The sequence below is a fragment of the Paenibacillus sp. JNUCC32 genome (genome assembly GCF_014863545.1).
In the GTDB taxonomy this organism is placed as follows: domain Bacteria; phylum Bacillota; class Bacilli; order Paenibacillales; family Paenibacillaceae; genus Paenibacillus_AQ; species Paenibacillus_AQ lautus_A.
In genome coordinates this window covers 951,975-967,054 of sequence record NZ_CP062260.1, presented here as the reverse complement: position 1 = coordinate 967,054, position 15,080 = coordinate 951,975, and the positions used below count along the sequence as shown (strand labels likewise).

16 protein-coding genes and 1 riboswitch are annotated in these 15,080 nt (G+C 51.0%); of the genes, 6 read left to right on the top strand and 10 right to left on the bottom strand.

Annotated features, from left to right (window positions below; all coding sequences use genetic code 11):
• Positions 1-96 precede the first annotated feature (96 nt).
• Both JNUCC32_RS04430 and JNUCC32_RS04425 read left to right on the top strand, forming a co-directional pair.
• The gene (locus tag JNUCC32_RS04430; RefSeq protein ID WP_096776756.1) at positions 97-1,080 is read left to right on the top strand and encodes a Gfo/Idh/MocA family protein; all 984 of its coding nucleotides are present in this window, start codon (positions 97-99) and stop codon (positions 1,078-1,080) included.
• A 195-nt stretch (positions 1,081-1,275) separates the two neighbouring features.
• Positions 1,276-2,238 carry a Gfo/Idh/MocA family protein gene (locus tag JNUCC32_RS04425; protein WP_009590016.1) on the top strand — a complete coding sequence of 321 codons (963 nt, stop codon included), beginning with the start codon at positions 1,276-1,278 and terminating at the stop codon, positions 2,236-2,238.
• A 169-nt stretch (positions 2,239-2,407) separates the two neighbouring features.
• Here the strand turns inward: JNUCC32_RS04425 and JNUCC32_RS04420 are convergent, their stop codons facing one another.
• The 5 genes from JNUCC32_RS04420 to JNUCC32_RS04400 all read right to left on the bottom strand — a co-directional run bounded on the left by JNUCC32_RS04420 (position 2,408) and on the right by JNUCC32_RS04400 (position 7,833).
• Entirely contained in the window at positions 2,408-3,832 is a 1,425-nt protein-coding gene (locus JNUCC32_RS04420; RefSeq protein ID WP_192571229.1) for an NAD-dependent succinate-semialdehyde dehydrogenase, read from the bottom strand.
• Positions 3,833-4,010: 178 nt separating this feature from the next.
• On the bottom strand, positions 4,011-4,982 hold the full coding sequence (locus JNUCC32_RS04415; RefSeq protein ID WP_096776758.1) for a siderophore ABC transporter substrate-binding protein: 972 nt from the start codon (positions 4,980-4,982) through the stop codon (positions 4,011-4,013).
• Positions 4,983-5,187: 205 nt separating this feature from the next.
• A complete protein-coding gene (locus JNUCC32_RS04410; RefSeq protein WP_009589818.1) occupies positions 5,188-5,946 on the bottom strand; it encodes an iron ABC transporter ATP-binding protein in 759 nt (252 codons plus the stop codon).
• Positions 5,943-6,890, bottom strand: a complete 948-nt coding sequence (locus JNUCC32_RS04405) for an iron chelate uptake ABC transporter family permease subunit (RefSeq protein WP_009589942.1) — start codon at positions 6,888-6,890, stop codon at positions 5,943-5,945. The genes JNUCC32_RS04410 and JNUCC32_RS04405 overlap by 4 nt, the downstream gene beginning before the upstream one ends.
• A complete protein-coding gene (locus JNUCC32_RS04400) occupies positions 6,880-7,833 on the bottom strand; it encodes an ABC transporter permease (protein ID WP_192571228.1) in 954 nt (317 codons plus the stop codon). The genes JNUCC32_RS04405 and JNUCC32_RS04400 overlap by 11 nt, the downstream gene beginning before the upstream one ends.
• Before the next feature lie 522 nt (positions 7,834-8,355).
• Here JNUCC32_RS04400 and JNUCC32_RS04395 point away from each other — a divergent pair.
• Both JNUCC32_RS04395 and JNUCC32_RS04390 read left to right on the top strand, forming a co-directional pair.
• The gene (locus tag JNUCC32_RS04395; protein WP_192571227.1) at positions 8,356-8,958 is read left to right on the top strand and encodes a nitroreductase family protein; all 603 of its coding nucleotides are present in this window, start codon (positions 8,356-8,358) and stop codon (positions 8,956-8,958) included.
• 182 nt (positions 8,959-9,140) lie between these two features.
• Positions 9,141-9,243, top strand: a riboswitch (TPP riboswitch).
• Positions 9,244-9,327: 84 nt separating this feature from the next.
• Complete coding sequence (locus JNUCC32_RS04390) at positions 9,328-9,930, top strand: YkoF family thiamine/hydroxymethylpyrimidine-binding protein (protein WP_192571226.1); 603 nt, start codon at positions 9,328-9,330, stop codon at positions 9,928-9,930.
• 72 nt (positions 9,931-10,002) lie between these two features.
• On the opposite strand, the gene JNUCC32_RS04385 is transcribed toward JNUCC32_RS04390, so the two are convergent.
• Together JNUCC32_RS04385 and JNUCC32_RS04380 are read right to left on the bottom strand one after the other, a co-directional pair.
• On the bottom strand, positions 10,003-10,098 hold the full coding sequence (locus tag JNUCC32_RS04385; protein WP_015736424.1) for a hypothetical protein: 96 nt from the start codon (positions 10,096-10,098) through the stop codon (positions 10,003-10,005).
• A gap of 116 nt (positions 10,099-10,214) precedes the next feature.
• Complete coding sequence (locus tag JNUCC32_RS04380) at positions 10,215-10,913, bottom strand: nucleotidyltransferase domain-containing protein (protein ID WP_192571225.1); 699 nt, start codon at positions 10,911-10,913, stop codon at positions 10,215-10,217.
• A 142-nt stretch (positions 10,914-11,055) separates the two neighbouring features.
• Here JNUCC32_RS04380 and JNUCC32_RS04375 point away from each other — a divergent pair, with 142 nt between their 5' ends.
• On the top strand, positions 11,056-11,778 hold the full coding sequence (locus JNUCC32_RS04375) for a class I SAM-dependent methyltransferase (protein ID WP_096776762.1): 723 nt from the start codon (positions 11,056-11,058) through the stop codon (positions 11,776-11,778).
• 183 nt (positions 11,779-11,961) lie between these two features.
• The gene (locus JNUCC32_RS04370; RefSeq protein WP_015736427.1) at positions 11,962-13,212 is read left to right on the top strand and encodes a methyl-accepting chemotaxis protein; all 1,251 of its coding nucleotides are present in this window, start codon (positions 11,962-11,964) and stop codon (positions 13,210-13,212) included.
• An 83-nt stretch (positions 13,213-13,295) separates the two neighbouring features.
• Here JNUCC32_RS04370 and JNUCC32_RS04365 read toward each other — a convergent pair whose 3' ends face one another.
• From JNUCC32_RS04365 to JNUCC32_RS04355, 3 genes are read right to left on the bottom strand one after another with little or no spacing between them, the layout of a single operon-like run.
• Positions 13,296-13,868 (bottom strand): histidine phosphatase family protein, encoded by a 573-nt coding sequence (locus tag JNUCC32_RS04365; RefSeq protein WP_096776763.1) that lies wholly within the window; start codon positions 13,866-13,868, stop codon positions 13,296-13,298.
• Positions 13,865-14,323: an NUDIX hydrolase gene (locus JNUCC32_RS04360; RefSeq protein ID WP_096776764.1), complete on the bottom strand. Its 459-nt coding sequence runs from the start codon at positions 14,321-14,323 to the stop codon at positions 13,865-13,867. The genes JNUCC32_RS04365 and JNUCC32_RS04360 overlap by 4 nt, the downstream gene beginning before the upstream one ends.
• Positions 14,317-15,033, bottom strand: coding sequence for a class I SAM-dependent methyltransferase (locus JNUCC32_RS04355; RefSeq protein ID WP_192571224.1), 717 nt, complete (start codon positions 15,031-15,033; stop codon positions 14,317-14,319). The genes JNUCC32_RS04360 and JNUCC32_RS04355 overlap by 7 nt, the downstream gene beginning before the upstream one ends.
• Between the last annotated feature and the right edge of the window lie 47 nt (positions 15,034-15,080).

The following is a 15,080-nucleotide window of genomic DNA, read 5'->3' as shown; positions in this document are numbered from 1 at the left end:
TCTGGAGAGCCCGCATCCTGCAGATTTTGTTGCTGGATAAGGAGGGCAAGCCTCTGCGGGATATACTTTCATATCACTAAACAAGGAGAGAAAGCCATGAAATTGGGAGTGATCAGCTTTGCGCATATGCATGCGTTCAGTTATGCCAAAGCCCTTCTCGGGATTGAAGGCGTGGAGCTTGCCGGCATCGCCGACCCTGTAGAGGAGCGCGGCCGGAAATACGCCGAGCATTTCGAAACCGCCTATTATCGGGATTATCGCGAGCTGCTGGACCAAGGCTTGGACGGCGTCATCGTGACGTCCGAGAACGCGCATCATAAGGAGCACGTGCTGGCCGCCGCTGCGGCCGGGGTTCATGTGCTCTGCGAAAAACCGCTCTCGACCAACATACAGGATGCACAGGACATGATTGATGCCTGCAAAGCAAACGGCGTGCTGCTGCAAACGGCGTTCCCGGTGCGTTACAATACGACGGTCGTGCGGGCCAAGCAGATGATCGATGAGGGAAAACTAGGCCGCATTCTGGCCATGAAGGGAACCAACCGCGGACGCAATCCCGGCGGTTGGTTCATCGATCCGGAGCTCTCCGGCGGAGGAGCCGTCATTGACCATACCGTGCACGTCGCCGATATTATGCGCTGGATCACCGGTGCCGAGGTCAAGGAAGTGTACGCCGAGGTCGACCATCTCATCTCGGAAGCTCCGATTGATGACAGCGGCATCCTGACCATGGAATTCGACAATGGCGTATTTGCTACGCTGGATTGCAGCTGGTCCCGCAACAAGGAGTTCCCGACCTGGGGTGACGTCACCTTGGAAATCGTCGGTTCCGCCGGGACCCTTAGCGTCAATGCCACCAGTCAGAAGCTGCACGTATACACCGATGAATCCGGATACCGCCATCAGGCTTGGGGTGACAGCATGGATGCCAGCCTGATCAGGGATTTCGTGGATGCCATCTCCTCCGGCGCCGCGGAGGCATCCGTTACCGGCGAGGACGGGCTTCATGCGCTGGCCGTGGCCGTAGCCGCCTACCGATCGTCCGCGGACAAGCGGACGATCGCGATGTCGGAGCTGTGATTCGATAACCGGCACAGAAGTCGTTTTCTCGTCGTATACGAGAAGGCCTTCTGTGCTTTTTCTCATAGCGGATCCGTGAATCCGGGCCCAAATGAATGCTTGAATAATATGGATGGCGGGGCTATAATCACGTGTGAGTAATCGAGTTACCGGAACTTGGAGCCAACATTTATACGATCGGGAGTGAAGCAATCTATGATTAAAGCAGGCGTGATGGGAGCGGGCGGCATGGGCGCCGTCCACATTAAAAATCTTCACGGGAACGAACATGTCCAGCTGGCCGCGATATGCGATACGAATGAAGCGTTAGCCAAACAGCAGGCCGAGCTTTACGGTGCGGCCTATTATACGGACGGCAGCACGATGCTGGAGCAGGAGCCGCTCGATGTGCTGTATGTCTGCATCCCGCCCTTCTGCCATGGCGACATTGAAGAGCAGGCAGCTGCCAAGGGCATTCACCTGATGGTGGAGAAGCCGCTGGGACTGGACGTCGAGTCCGTTCGCCATAAAGCCAAAGTCATTGCTGAAAGCGGAATCATCGCCGCCTCCGGTTACTGCCTGCGGTACCTGGATACGGTGGCGATCGCCAAGGATTTTCTCAAGGACAAAAAAATCGGCATGGTCCGCGCCCACTACATCACAACGCCTGTGCCGACTCCATGGTGGCGCAAAAAGGCATTGTCCGGCGGGCAGCTGGTTGAGCAATCCACGCATACCATGGACTTGGTCCGTTACCTGTGCGGCGACATCACCCGCCTGTATGCCGATATGAAACTGCTGCTGGTCAATGACATCCCGGATCTGGACATTCCGGATGTGGGCGCCATCCAATTCGTCCTGGATTCCGGAGCCGTCGGCCATATGCAAACCGGGTTTATCCAGTTCGATCACCGCAGCGGCATCGAGATTATGGGCCGGGATTTCCGGGTCGTCCTGGACGGAACCACGCTCTCCATCGTAGACAAGGAGAAGGAAGTGGTGTACCGCAGCAAGACGGACTTTTACAAAAATCTTACCAATGCCTTTATTGACGCTATTCGGAGCAATGACCCGAGCCTGGTGCTGGCATCCTACGAAGACGGCTTCAAGACGCTGGAAGTGACGCTGGCGGCCAATGAATCCGCCGAGACCGGCCAACCTGTAACGATTCAGCCATAATGCAATAAGGGCGTTCTCGCGGTCTGCAGACTTTGAGGACGCCCTTTTACTTTTCGTTTAACAACAAGTTTCGTTCTGTTCATGCAGCGCAGTAAGCTGCCGCTTCCCTGTCAGAGGCTTCTTTCCGCTTGCGCTATCACTGGGAGCGTGAAGATGCCGGGTTCCACTCTTATAATCCAAGCGAAATGTATTTTACCTCCAGGAACTCCTCCATTCCGTAATGTCCGCCTTCCCGGCCGAGCCCGCTCTCCTTAAAGCCGCCGAACGGCGCTTGCGCTGTCGAAGGCACCGGATCATTCACGCCTACAATCCCGTAATCCAACGATTCGGCAATGCGTACCGCTTCACCCAGATTTTGCGTAAATACATAGGCGGCCAAGCCATACGGACTGTTATTGGCACGCTGCACTGCTTCGTTTATCGTTTCGAAAGTGGTAATCGGCGCAAGGGGGCCGAAGGTCTCCTCGTTCATGCACTCCATGTCGTCCGTAGCGTTCATGATGACCGTGGGCTCCACATAATTGCGGCCGAGCTCGGGCAGGGCTTGACCGCCTGCCAAGACGATGCCGCCTTTCTCTTTCGCATCCTTGATCTGTCGTGCGACTTTATCCACGGCTTCCCGATTAATCAAGGGACCGATATCGACCCCCTTCTCCATTCCGCTGCCCACCTTCAATTGCTTGACAAGCTCAGTAAACTTCGCAGCGAATTTCTCCGCGATCCCTGCCTGAACATAAACCCGGTTGGCACATACGCAGGTCTGTCCCCCGTTGCGGAACTTGGAAGAAATCAATCCCGCAGCCGCTTGATCCAGGTCCGCCTGATCGGTCACGATAAACGGGGCATGGCCGCCAAGCTCCAACGATATTTTCTTGACGTTGGCCGACGCGCCGGCCATCAGCTGTTTCCCTACTTCGGTGGATCCCGTAAAAGACAGCTTTCTAACCCGGCTGTCCTCTTGCCACACGCCGGAAATGTCGCTTGAAGACCCGGTTACGATGTTAATGACCCCGGCTGGAATGCCGGCTTGATCCGCTAGCTCCACCAGCTTGATCGCCGTGAACGGCGTCTCGCCGGATGGTTTGATCACCACGGTGCACCCCGCCGCCAAGGCCGGCGCTACCTTACGTGTAATCATGGAGGCCGGGAAATTCCATGGCGTGATGGCGGCAACGACGCCAACAGGCTGCTTCGTGACAATGATGCGCTGGCGGCTGGATGATCCGGGGATGGTCTCGCCGTAGATTCGCTTGCCTTCTTCCGCGTACCATGCCACGAAACTGTTGGCATATTGAATCTCGCCCGCCGCTTCCTTCAGCGGTTTCCCCTGCTCCGTGGTCATAATCCTTGCCAATTCGTCCGTATGTTCCGCGATCAGCTCATGCCAGCGGCGCAGCAGCTCTCCCCGCTCGTTCGCCGTTCTGCGGGACCATGCCGGAAAAGCATCGGCGGCCGCATCGACGGCAAGCCGGGCTTCCTTCATTCCGCCTTTGGATACGGTACCGATAACCGTGCCGTCCGCCGGGTTATATACATCCATCTGCTCCTCGGTCTGAATCCATTTTCCCGCGATATAGATTTGATTTTGAAACATAAGAATGACCTCCTAATCGATTCTTCTAAGCTGCGATTATTCGATATCATGATTGACTAACATCTATTTAACGTTAGGGTCTGTTATCCGATATCCACTTACCCTAATGCAAAAAAATAAAACACCGGAGCTTCGTCAAGAAACTCCAGTGCTTCCATATTCATAGCTTAGCGCCCGCCTATTTAACGGCTGCGTCTACTTCCGTGATCATTTCGGATACGGATGTCAATCCGCCGCCGGACAGATACCAGAAGTCAGGGTTCAAATACACGATGTTGCCCTCTTTCGCGGCATTGGTTGTGTTGACAAGTTCGTTCTCGACAACCGCTTTGGCGCCTGATTCTCCTTCACCCGTGGCTACCGCTGCACCGCGGTCCACAACAAAGAGATAATCCGGGTTCATCTCAACGATGTATTCATTCGAAATATCTTTACCATGCGTGCTGACTTCAATGTTAGGATCGACGGCACCGAAACCGAACACGTCATGCAGAATGCCGAAACGGGAGCCTGGGCCGTATGCGCTGATTTTGCCTTCGTTCGCCAGAATGATCAGGGCTTTCTTGCCGGTTGCAGTAGCTTTCTCGTTCAAAGCCTTGATGTTTTCGTCGATCGTGGCAAGCTCTTTTTCAACTTCGGCTTCTTTACCGAAAATTTGACCCAGCGTATTCATGTTCTCTTTGAAGGATTCCATGTATTTGCTTGTGTCCACGCCCAGGAAGATCGTCGGGGCAATTTTGCTGAGTTCCTCGTATGCATCCTGCTGTCTGCCGGAAATAATGATCAGATCCGGATCGATGCTGTTGATTTTCTCAAAGTCAGGCTCTTTCAGGCTGCCCACATTCTCATATTTCTTGTCTTCGAATTTGGACAGGTATGCCGGGATATTCGCTTGCGGAACGCCCAAAACCTCAACGCCCAATTTATCCACGGAATCCAGAATGCCAAAATCGAATACGACGACGCGGGAAGGATTTTTCTTGACAGGCGTTTCGCCCAGCTTATGGGTAATCGTGATTTCTTCGGACGAAGGCGGCGTTTCTCCCGCAGCGTCGCCTCCACCCGCACCGCTAGTTTTATCGTCCTGCCCACAAGCCGCGAGCACAAGCGTGAACATTGCTACCATAAATAAAGCCAACCATTTTTTCATTCCTAACACCCCATTTTTTATATTTAAAATCTTTATGATTCAACATATATTTGAATTTATGGTTGAATATGTAATTCAATTTGGACAGAAGAAACCATGCCGTCCTTTGACCAAGGCGGCCTAGTCCTTGTGCAGGGAGTGAAGCTCGCACGCTTCATCAGCATCTCCCGGAGTCCATATCATATTTTCGAATCCCGCTTATCGATTAACCGTAGTATACGCACACCCGATTGTCGTTAATCTCTTCGATCTCGATGTCCATGTCGTAGATGCCCCGAAGAACATTGCTCTGAATGATGTTCTCGGTTTTCCCTTCGCTTTCAATCGCTCCGTCCTTCAATGCCACGATGTAATCCGAATAGAAGGAAGCGAAGTTGATGTCATGAATCACGATCACGATCGTTTTGTTCAGGTCGGCGACAAGCTTTCGGAGAATCTTCATAATCTGTACGGAGTGTTTCATGTCCAGATTGTTCAGAGGTTCATCCAGCAGGATATACTCCGTGTTCTGGGCGATGACCATCGCGATATAAGCACGCTGGGTCTGACCGCCGCTGAGCTGATGAAGATATTTATGCTGCATATCCTCAAGCTCCATATAGGAGATGGCTTCATCCACGAATTTCTCGTCTTCCGCGTTCAATCGGCCTTGGGAGTATGGAAAACGCCCGAAGGATACAAGCTCGCGCACCGTCAGGCGGAGGCTGATATGGTTCGATTGCTTCAGAATCGAAACCTTCTTCGCCAGGTCCCCGCTTTTCCATTGGCTGACCTCTTTGCCGTCCACCGTAATTTGACCGCTGTCCTTGCCCGTTAGTCTGCTTATCATGGACAGCAAAGTACTCTTACCGGCGCCGTTCGGGCCGATAAAGGACGTAATTTGACCTTTCGGGATCGTAACCGACACGTTATCAACGACTTTTTTGCCGCCATAGACTTTCGATACGTTCGTAACCTGGATCATGCTTTACTCTCCTTTAGTAGCAGGTATATGAAGTAAACGCCGCCGATGAAGTTGATGATGACGCTTAGCGTAGTAGAGAACGTAAACACCCGCTCTACCACTAGCTGGCCGCCCACCAAGGCGATAATGCTAATCAGAATGGACGCCGTGATTAAGTGTGAATGCCGGTATGTTTTCATGAATTCATAAGCGACGTTCACCACAAGCAGTCCAAGGAACGTGATCGGTCCTACCAATGCGGTGGCCACCGAAATGAGAACCGCGACAACGATCAGAAGCCTCTTCACAACGTAATCATAGTTTACGCCAAGGTTGATCGCCTGATCACGACCCAGCGACAGCACGTTCAAGTACTTGGCAAACCGGGCAAAATACAGCAGGGTCAGCGCAACGACAATGACGGACAGGATGAGAAGCTCGGTCTTCACATTGTTGAAGCTGGCAAACATCTTGTCGGACACGTACTGGAACTCGTTCGGATCGATCAGCACTTCCATAAAGGAAGACATGCTGGAGAACAGGGTTCCAAATATCATGCCGATCAGCAGCAGGAAGTAAATGTTGTTTCCTTCCCTCTGAAACAAAATCTTATATAGGATCCCGGCGAACAGGATCATCGCGCCGACATTGATCAAAAAGTTAACATTGCTGCCCAGTTTATACAGCGTGAAGGAGCCGAAGACAAAGATCACGGTCGTCTGGATCAGGATATACAAGGAATCCAATCCCATCACGCTTGGCGTCAGTATCCGGTTATTCGTGACCGTTTGAAACACCGTGGTAGACAGAGCGATCGCCCCGCCGGTCAGAATAATGGCAAGAACCTTCTTGATTCGTCTTGGAAGGGCGTAATCCCAATTGCCGCCAAGATCAATGAACAGAAAGACTGCCACCAGGATGATTGCCGCCGCGGCCAACAGGCCGAGTTTGGCTTTATAAGTCATAAGCCTTTCTCCTCATCAGTAAGAAAATGAATATACCGCTTCCGAGTACGCCCACGGTCAGACTAATCGGAATTTCATAGGGATAAATGATGATCCGGCCAAGGATGTCACAGAACAGTACGAACCCGGCCCCCAGCAGCGCGGTATGCGAAAGGCTTTTTTTCAAGTGGTCCCCTAAGTACAGACTAACAATATTAGGTATGATCAGACCAAGGAACGGAATCACGCCGACGGTCAGCACAACGGAAGCCGTAACCAGCGCAACGATGACCAATCCCAGGTTCACGACTCGCCGATAATGAAGTCCCAGGTTGGTTGCGAATTCCTCTCCCATTCCGGCTACCGTAAACTTGTTGGCAAACAGGTAAGCCAGAATCACAAGCGGGATACTGAGATACAGCATTTCATATTGGCCCTTCATGATCATGGAGAAATCGCCCTGCAGCCAAGCCGACATATTCTGTATAAGATCATATTTGTAGGCAAAGAAGGTCGCGACCGAGCTGACGATATTACCGAACATAAGCCCTACCAGCGGGATGAAGATCGCGTCCTTGAACTTGATCCGATCCAGTATCTTCATGAAGATAAAGGTTCCTGCCAGTGCGAATACGAATGCCACGAGCATTTTGATAAGCGGGCCGCTTGTCGTAAAGACGAGCATGGCAACCAAGATCCCCAATCTGGCGGAGTCCATAGTGCCCGCCGTCGTCGGCGATACGAACTTGTTGCGGCTGAGCTGCTGCATGATCAATCCGCAGATACTCATGCTGACACCCGCCAAGATGAGGCTGACAAGCCGTGGAATCCGGCTTTCAAGCATAATATGCTGTTGTTGTTCTGTCATCGAGAACAGTTCCAGTGGCGAGATATCTTTAACTCCAATAAATAACGAGATTATGGAGAGTACCACAACGGCTGCGAATAAGTATCTAATCTTCATGGTTCTTCCTTCTATGCGTATGTCTGTCGAAACTCCGGCAGTCAGCAATTCCCCAACCATTCTCATTGAGATTGATTATCAATTGCGTTCTGATATGGATTATATCATTCTCATTCTCAGTCGACAAGTATAATTGAGAATCAAAATCATTTAATTTGTTCATCCAAGTATCATTTGTTCATGATTTGTTCATAATATGGAGTTTCGCAGAGATAAACTTTATATCACCGAGGCTGAGCCGCTTGGATTCGCGGTTCCCGAAATACATACGTATGTAGAAGCTGATTTAATTCTCAGTAACCGGGTATAAAAAATATAAATTAACTTTCCTTCGAAGCGTTGACAATCCCTCTAAGTTATATTAATATGCTAACATAATTATTATTTCTAACTAAACGTAAGTTAATGTGAAATGATAATTCAACGACAGCAATTCAACTCAACATGCATATTTGCTTGAATTAAAGGACATCTTTGTTATCAGGCTTATGCAAACATGATTACATCAGGAGGTTTTTTTCAATGTCTAAAGATTTTTCAGCAGCACTTAAGCATCGCCGTTCCCATTATGCCATCAGCAAAGACCCGGTCATTTCCGACGAACTCATCCAGGAGATTGTTAATGAAGCCGTTAAATATACTCCGTCTTCTTTCAACTCCCAAAGCGCACGCGTCGTTGTACTGCTTGGCGAACAGCATGACAAACTGTGGAACCTGACCGAAGGCATTCTGAAAGAGGTTGTCGGAGACGAAGAGGCTTTCAAATCCACAGCTGAAAAAATGGGTGCATTCCGTGCTGGATACGGCACTGTTCTCTTCTTCGAGGACAATAACGTAGTTGCCGACCTGCAGCAAAAGTTCGCGCTGTATGCCGACAATTTCCCTGTCTGGTCGAACCAATCCAACGGCATGCTGCAATTCGTGGTATGGACGTCCCTCGAGGCAGAAGGCCTGGGCGCATCCCTCCAGCATTACAACCCGTTGATCGACGAGAAAGTGAAGTCCGAATGGAACATTCCGGAAAACTGGAAGCTGATCGCTCAAATGCCTTTCGGCAAACCGGTTGCAGATCCGGGTGAAAAAGAATTTGCGCCGCTTGAAGATCGCGTGAAGGTATACAAGTAAGCCATAGCCGGCCTAAGCCGCCTACCCAAGCCCTGAGGATTGGAATAGGCGGCTTTTTTATGGTGCCCTGCCATTGAAAACCTGCCGGCAAAACGATACAATAACACAGGAAGCAGGCCTTTCGCCTTCTGATCTTCGGAAGTTCTTGGAGCCGGCTTGATACCAACTGCATATTTGATGTTTGGCTGTACTAGGGGTGCCATGTGCTGAGAGACGGCGGACCGCCGTTAACCCTTATCACCCGATCTAGATCATACTAGCGTGGGGAAGTGTAGCATTTATGTTTATTTCTTTGCGTAGGCATAACTGCACTTCTTCATGGGGTGCGGTTTTTTTGCGTGGACTTATACAATGGGGAGGAAAAAATTTATGAATGAGCTTGTATGCGGAACCAGCCGGATCGTGGGTTGCCGGTTCTCGGTATTTCCCATGACGGATCGGTTCGTTGAAGTGATCACGGAAGCGCTTCGTTCCGTGGATTCGGATAAGGTCTGGATCCAAACGGATGATGTAAGCACTTGTATTCGCGGCCGTGCGGAGCATGTGTTTGATGTGACGAGAGCAATATTCGCTTATGCCGCGGCTAGCGGCGTGCACACGGTGTTTAACGGTACTTATTCTATCGGCTGCCCAGGCGATACGGATGCCGATGCGTATATGAATGAGGATTCGACCCGCTTAAACCACGATATCGGGGAACGCGCCGATATCGAAACGGCCTGCCAATTCGCGCTTTACCCGATGGGTAGCGCCAATTACATGGATGTCATTTACGCAGAAGTGGATCGTGCGAAGGCAGCGGGCACATTCGGTGGAAGCGTACATTACGCCAGCCGATTGGACGGGGCGTTGTCCCGGGTGTTCGGATCACTCGAAGACGCGTTCCAACATGCGATTCAATCCGACAGCAGCCATCTGGTCATGACCGCGGTGGTTTCGGCCCACAGCCCATCCCCCAAAGCCAAAACTTAAGGTCCTTTCCAACAGATAAAGGCCCGGCACGCGCCGGGCCTTTATCAATTGCAAGCAAGAATTTGACGGTGTTTAAACCCAAGCACTCAAGATGATTACGAGCAGGATAAAGAGAACCAATATAGTTCCTACTGAATTGCCCCATGCGCCGCCGTATGCTCCGCTCATGAAGATCCCTCCTGGATTTAAAAGAATGACGTGAGTTAATCACGTTATTATCTTATTGCTTATGGCGGGCGAGCGTCACGGCTAATGTACCCCCCTCTTTTTTATGCAGGGCTTATTTATTCCTCATAACCGACCAGCAGCCTGCCTCCGTACGGGCTGAGCGCTTCCTCCGTCACTGCAATAAGGTCCGCAGGATCGTCCTCCCGATAAATCGCCAGAAGCGCTGCCTCCAGTCGATCCCCCATAGCTGGGCTATAGCGGTTGAATAAACGAAACAGCATCTTCCCTTCACCCGTCCACTCCCGGTTTGCCCTCAGAACGAATTCGCATAGAGTCGACGCTATTTTGTGTACAGTAAACCATTTTTCGCCTTCCCTGCGGGGACTTGTCAAGTCCAGCAAAAACTCGGTCAGGATGTAGCGGTATTCGGCAATATCGCTCGACGACAAGGGCATGGGGCCGTAATTCAAATCATTCCGGGCATCCGCCCGCACCTCTTCTCCCTCAGGCAACGAACGCAGCACCGTACCTTCGGCGACCATCCGCTGCAAAGACGGATTCGCCGCCAGCACTCCCTCGTCGAAATATTCGCGATAGGAGGATAAAGACAATATGAATATTTCCGCGATCCAGCCATGCGCCTCGATCGTCTTCCTGCTGAAGTCATATCCGTCCCGTTCAATGACGATGATGTCCAGATCGGATTGTTCATTATACTCACCACTACTCGCGCTGCCGCCAAGTACGGCAAGCAAGCAGTCGGGATAATTTCGTTGCATGACGCGTATCGCTGCCTCCGTCGGTTCCAGTCTCATGGCCGTTTCCTCCAGTAATTCTCTCATCCGCCACAAAAAAGGGCTCAAAATATTAAATTCAACGAAAACCCCAAACGTACCTGAATCATATGGTAAATAAACGATTACCCGCATTGACGATAAGGAAGAAGGGATAGATGAGATGAATTACATTCACATGCTCTCCAGATTAGGCATGGGCAGTGCCCACCCGGGAGGATTCGAGGCAACCCTCAGAATGCTGAAGAATTATCCCATTCAACCGGGCAGCCGCATTTTGGAGGTAGGGTGCGGAACCGGCAGAACCGCCTGTCATCTTTCGGAGATGGGTTATCAAGTGACCGCCATTGACCTGAACGAAAATATGATCAAAAAAGCCCGCGCAAGAGCCGAAGCCATGGGTATGGACGTGGAGTTCCTGCAGGCGGATGTATGCGCGCTGCCTTTCGAAGACAACCGGTTTGATCTGATCATGGCCGAGTCCGTCACCGTATTTACGGATACCTCGAAATCGCTGCCCGAATATTACCGCGTTCTGGATCGCGGAGGCGTCCTGCTGGACAGGGAACTGCTGCTGGATAAGCCGATGCCGGAGCCGAAGCTTAAGGAGCTGCTCGAATTCTTCGGCATTCCTAATCTGATGATGAGGGAAGAATGGGCGGGGTCCCTTTTGTCTTGCGGTTTTAAGCAGGCTGAATTTTTGGAGTACAACCACTTCAACGAGCAATTAAAGGAAGAGCAAACCCGTCATCTGGATGCGTTTGAGCAGCGCGATAAAGGACTCCTGTTCGATGCTGCGCTCTGGGAAACGCTGTTCAAGCATGACCGCATGATTCTGGATAATACGGATTATCTCGCTTCCGTCTTATTTCGTGCGGTGAAATAATCCGGCTTCATCTCTATGCATCAAGAGGGGATCTGCATATGGCTATGCTTCCCCTCACTCCCATCACATTCAGTTCTTTCGACCTAATTCAACACTTTTTGTCAATTCGTTATATCTAGTTTAGCCCGTCGATGCTATAATCATGGTAAATATATCCTATGTTGTTGAGGAGGACTCATTCTTATGGCATGGTTCAACAGACTCCCTATGTCTCAAAAAATCACCGCAGCCTGTTATCTCATTGCCGCTTTGTTTGCGGTACCCATGCTGCTTGCGTTTATTCTGATGGGTAAAGCAATCATTGGCGTGGTCATCGTCGTGGTACTAACCGGGCTTACTTTTCCTCTTTCTCGCCTCATTGAGAAAACGCTTACGAACTCCTTCGCGGAAATCTCCAGCGTTTCCGCCAAAATCGCCAAAGGCGACTTCACCTTCCAGGTGGAGGAGGTGGGAGGCATGAACGATCTGAGCAGAACCTTCAACAGCATGGTGGACAAGCTTCGCAAAATATTGCAGGAAACCTCGGATATCACCCGTCAGGTGATGACGTCAAGCTCAAGCATCTCGATTAAAAACCAGGAGCTTATTCAAGTGATGAATCAAGTCTCCCTTTCCTCCAACGAGCTGGCCGTCGGCGCCAACGAAATTTCGGAAGACGTATCCGAAATGACGCATTCCATCCGTGAGATCGAAGAGAAGGTCAGCAATTATACGCATTCGACTCAGGAAATGAATACCCGCTCGATCGAAACGCTGGGACTGGTTGAACAAGGAAGGGATTCGGTAGCCAAACAGTCAGCAGGGATGCAGCGAAACATTGAAGCGACAGCCAAGGTTTCGGAATCCATCGATGCGTTGGCCCAAAGCGCCAGGGGAATCACGAAGATTACGGAGACGATCTCCGAGCTTGCCGATCAGACCAACCTGTTGTCCCTGAACGCATCCATCGAAGCGGCCAGAGCTGGCGAGCATGGCGCAGGCTTTGCCGTTGTCGCCCAGGAGGTGCGTAAACTGGCCGAAGAATCTACGTCTTCAACCCGGGAAGTATTCAATCTCGTTCGGAGCATCGAATCGGACATCAAACACGCGTCCCAAAACATCAAAATCAATGAGGAGGTCGTCAGGCAGCAGACCGAGATGATCCGCGAAGCAGAGCTTGTGTTTATGGAGATCGTAAACAGCGTGCAGTATATTTCGGAACAGATCGCCGCTTTCTCCAAGGAAAGCCAGTCCATGCTGGATAGCGCGCAGAGCATTTCTTCCGCGATTCAGAATATATCCGCGATCACGCAGCAATCCGCTGCCGGAACGGAGCAAGTGTCGGCCTCCATGAACGAAGGCATCTCGTCGATCCAGAAGATGGCTGAAGAAGCAGAAGCGATGAATAACGCCGTTTTCCGACTGCAGAAAACCATCAATATTTTCAAATTTTAAGCAGCGAAGCAGTCTACATAAGCTCGCATTTATAGTAACTAAACTTAAAGGCCAAGAATCTATCGAGATTCTTGGCCTTTTTATCATCCTTCCTCTTGATGCTCGCTCCATAACCGCGCGAGGTTCACAAGCCGCCCTTCCTCAAATTCGGCGCGGTAAATATCAGGCAATGTGGTTCCCAGCCAAAAATGATAATCGAAGCGCTCATCATAATGCTGGAGCATGAGTGTCATGATATCGCCGTGCGTCCCGATCGCTACCCGCTTGCCTCCATATGCATTCAAAATTATCTCGAAGGCCCGGATCGCACGGCTTTGCGCGGCTTTACCGGATTCTCCTCCGGGGAAGGAGAAGGCCGAATCCTGGAACAGTTTCTTTTTGGCATCAAGGAAGGAATGTCCCTGCAAATCGCCGGCCATCCGTTCTCTTAAGTCCTCCTGCTCCGCAATCGGTAATCCTAAAGCGTCCGCCAATGGTTGGACCGTGTCCTTCGCTCGCTGATAAGGGCTCGACAGGATCGCGTCAATCCCTTCATCCAGCAGCATCTCCTTCACTCGCTCCGCAGCATGAGATCCCTGCGCCGACAATTCACGAGACCGTTCCTTCCCCTCGATAAATGGGGATTCCGCATGTCTCACAAAATATATAATCGTCATTCTTCGATCCCCGCTTCTGGATTCGTCTCTAATTCGGGCTCCATCATCATCTCGACAAACGGCGTTAACGGCAGCAATCCCAGTGTGTCAATCGGAATCCATTTGGCTCCCAAGGAGTCTTGACCGTCACCGTCCGTTTGGATTCTAGCTTGATCATCCAGCAGCTCGACATCATAAATAATGCCGATATGATGCAGCTCTTCCATCTGATTCGCTTCATACTGATACACGATCGTATAAGAGACGGCCGTCCGAATGCTTCCCTTAATTGAACCAAGTCCGGTCTCCTCCATAAATTCGCGCTGAAGGGTATGCTCCGGCTCTTCGCCGAACTCGATCGAGCCGCCCGGTAAATCCCACTTCCCCTTATGCGGCCCTCTCGCTTTCTGGATCAACAGGATATGATCATGCTGAACCAGTATTCCATAAACGCCGAGATGCGTATGTTTCACCATGGTCCATCCCCTCCCTTTCTCGCAGTGAAGGTCATCCATTGACTTCGGAAAAGAACGTCTCTCCCCTCCTTCACTTCTTGAATATCCTGCTGCACCTGCCGCCTCGTTAAGATTTCCCATTCCGAATACAGCTCATCAAGGATGGAAAAGGCCCTTTCGGTCGACAGATTCAACTCGATTAACCCCTTTTCCTCCAAACCAGTCTTCCGATCGATTTCCTTCACTTCCGTACTCATCATGATGCAGTGAATGCCCTGGTCCACGGTTCCAGCCTGCATTTGTTTGACCTTACATACGAAGGCTTCTTCCGAGCTCAAATGCTCCAGGCATGAACAGGTAATAATGTAGTGATAAGTCGCCTCGGCAATTTCGTAATGCTCTACGTCTGCTGCAAGTGCCTCGATGCTTGAGCTTACGCCGTACAACGCGGCATACTGCACCAGCTTGTCGATAGCCGATGGCAGCAAATCCACGCAGATGACCTGCCCGTTCCCCGATTGGATCCGCTGCGCAACCGGGATACTGTTACGCCCGACGCCACATCCCAGATCCAGTACCCGCAGATCCGGAAACGGCAATAAGTCCAAATAATCCAGAACGGTCTGAACGGGCTTGGCTAACCAGCTCCCAGGTTCAAACAATACGGCTTCTTCATACAATTTCTCGTGATACGACTTTTCCTTTTCACGCGCTCGGTCGAATATGTTCAATGTTATAACCCCTTGTTTCTGCCGTTATCAGCCGCTTTCTAACAAAT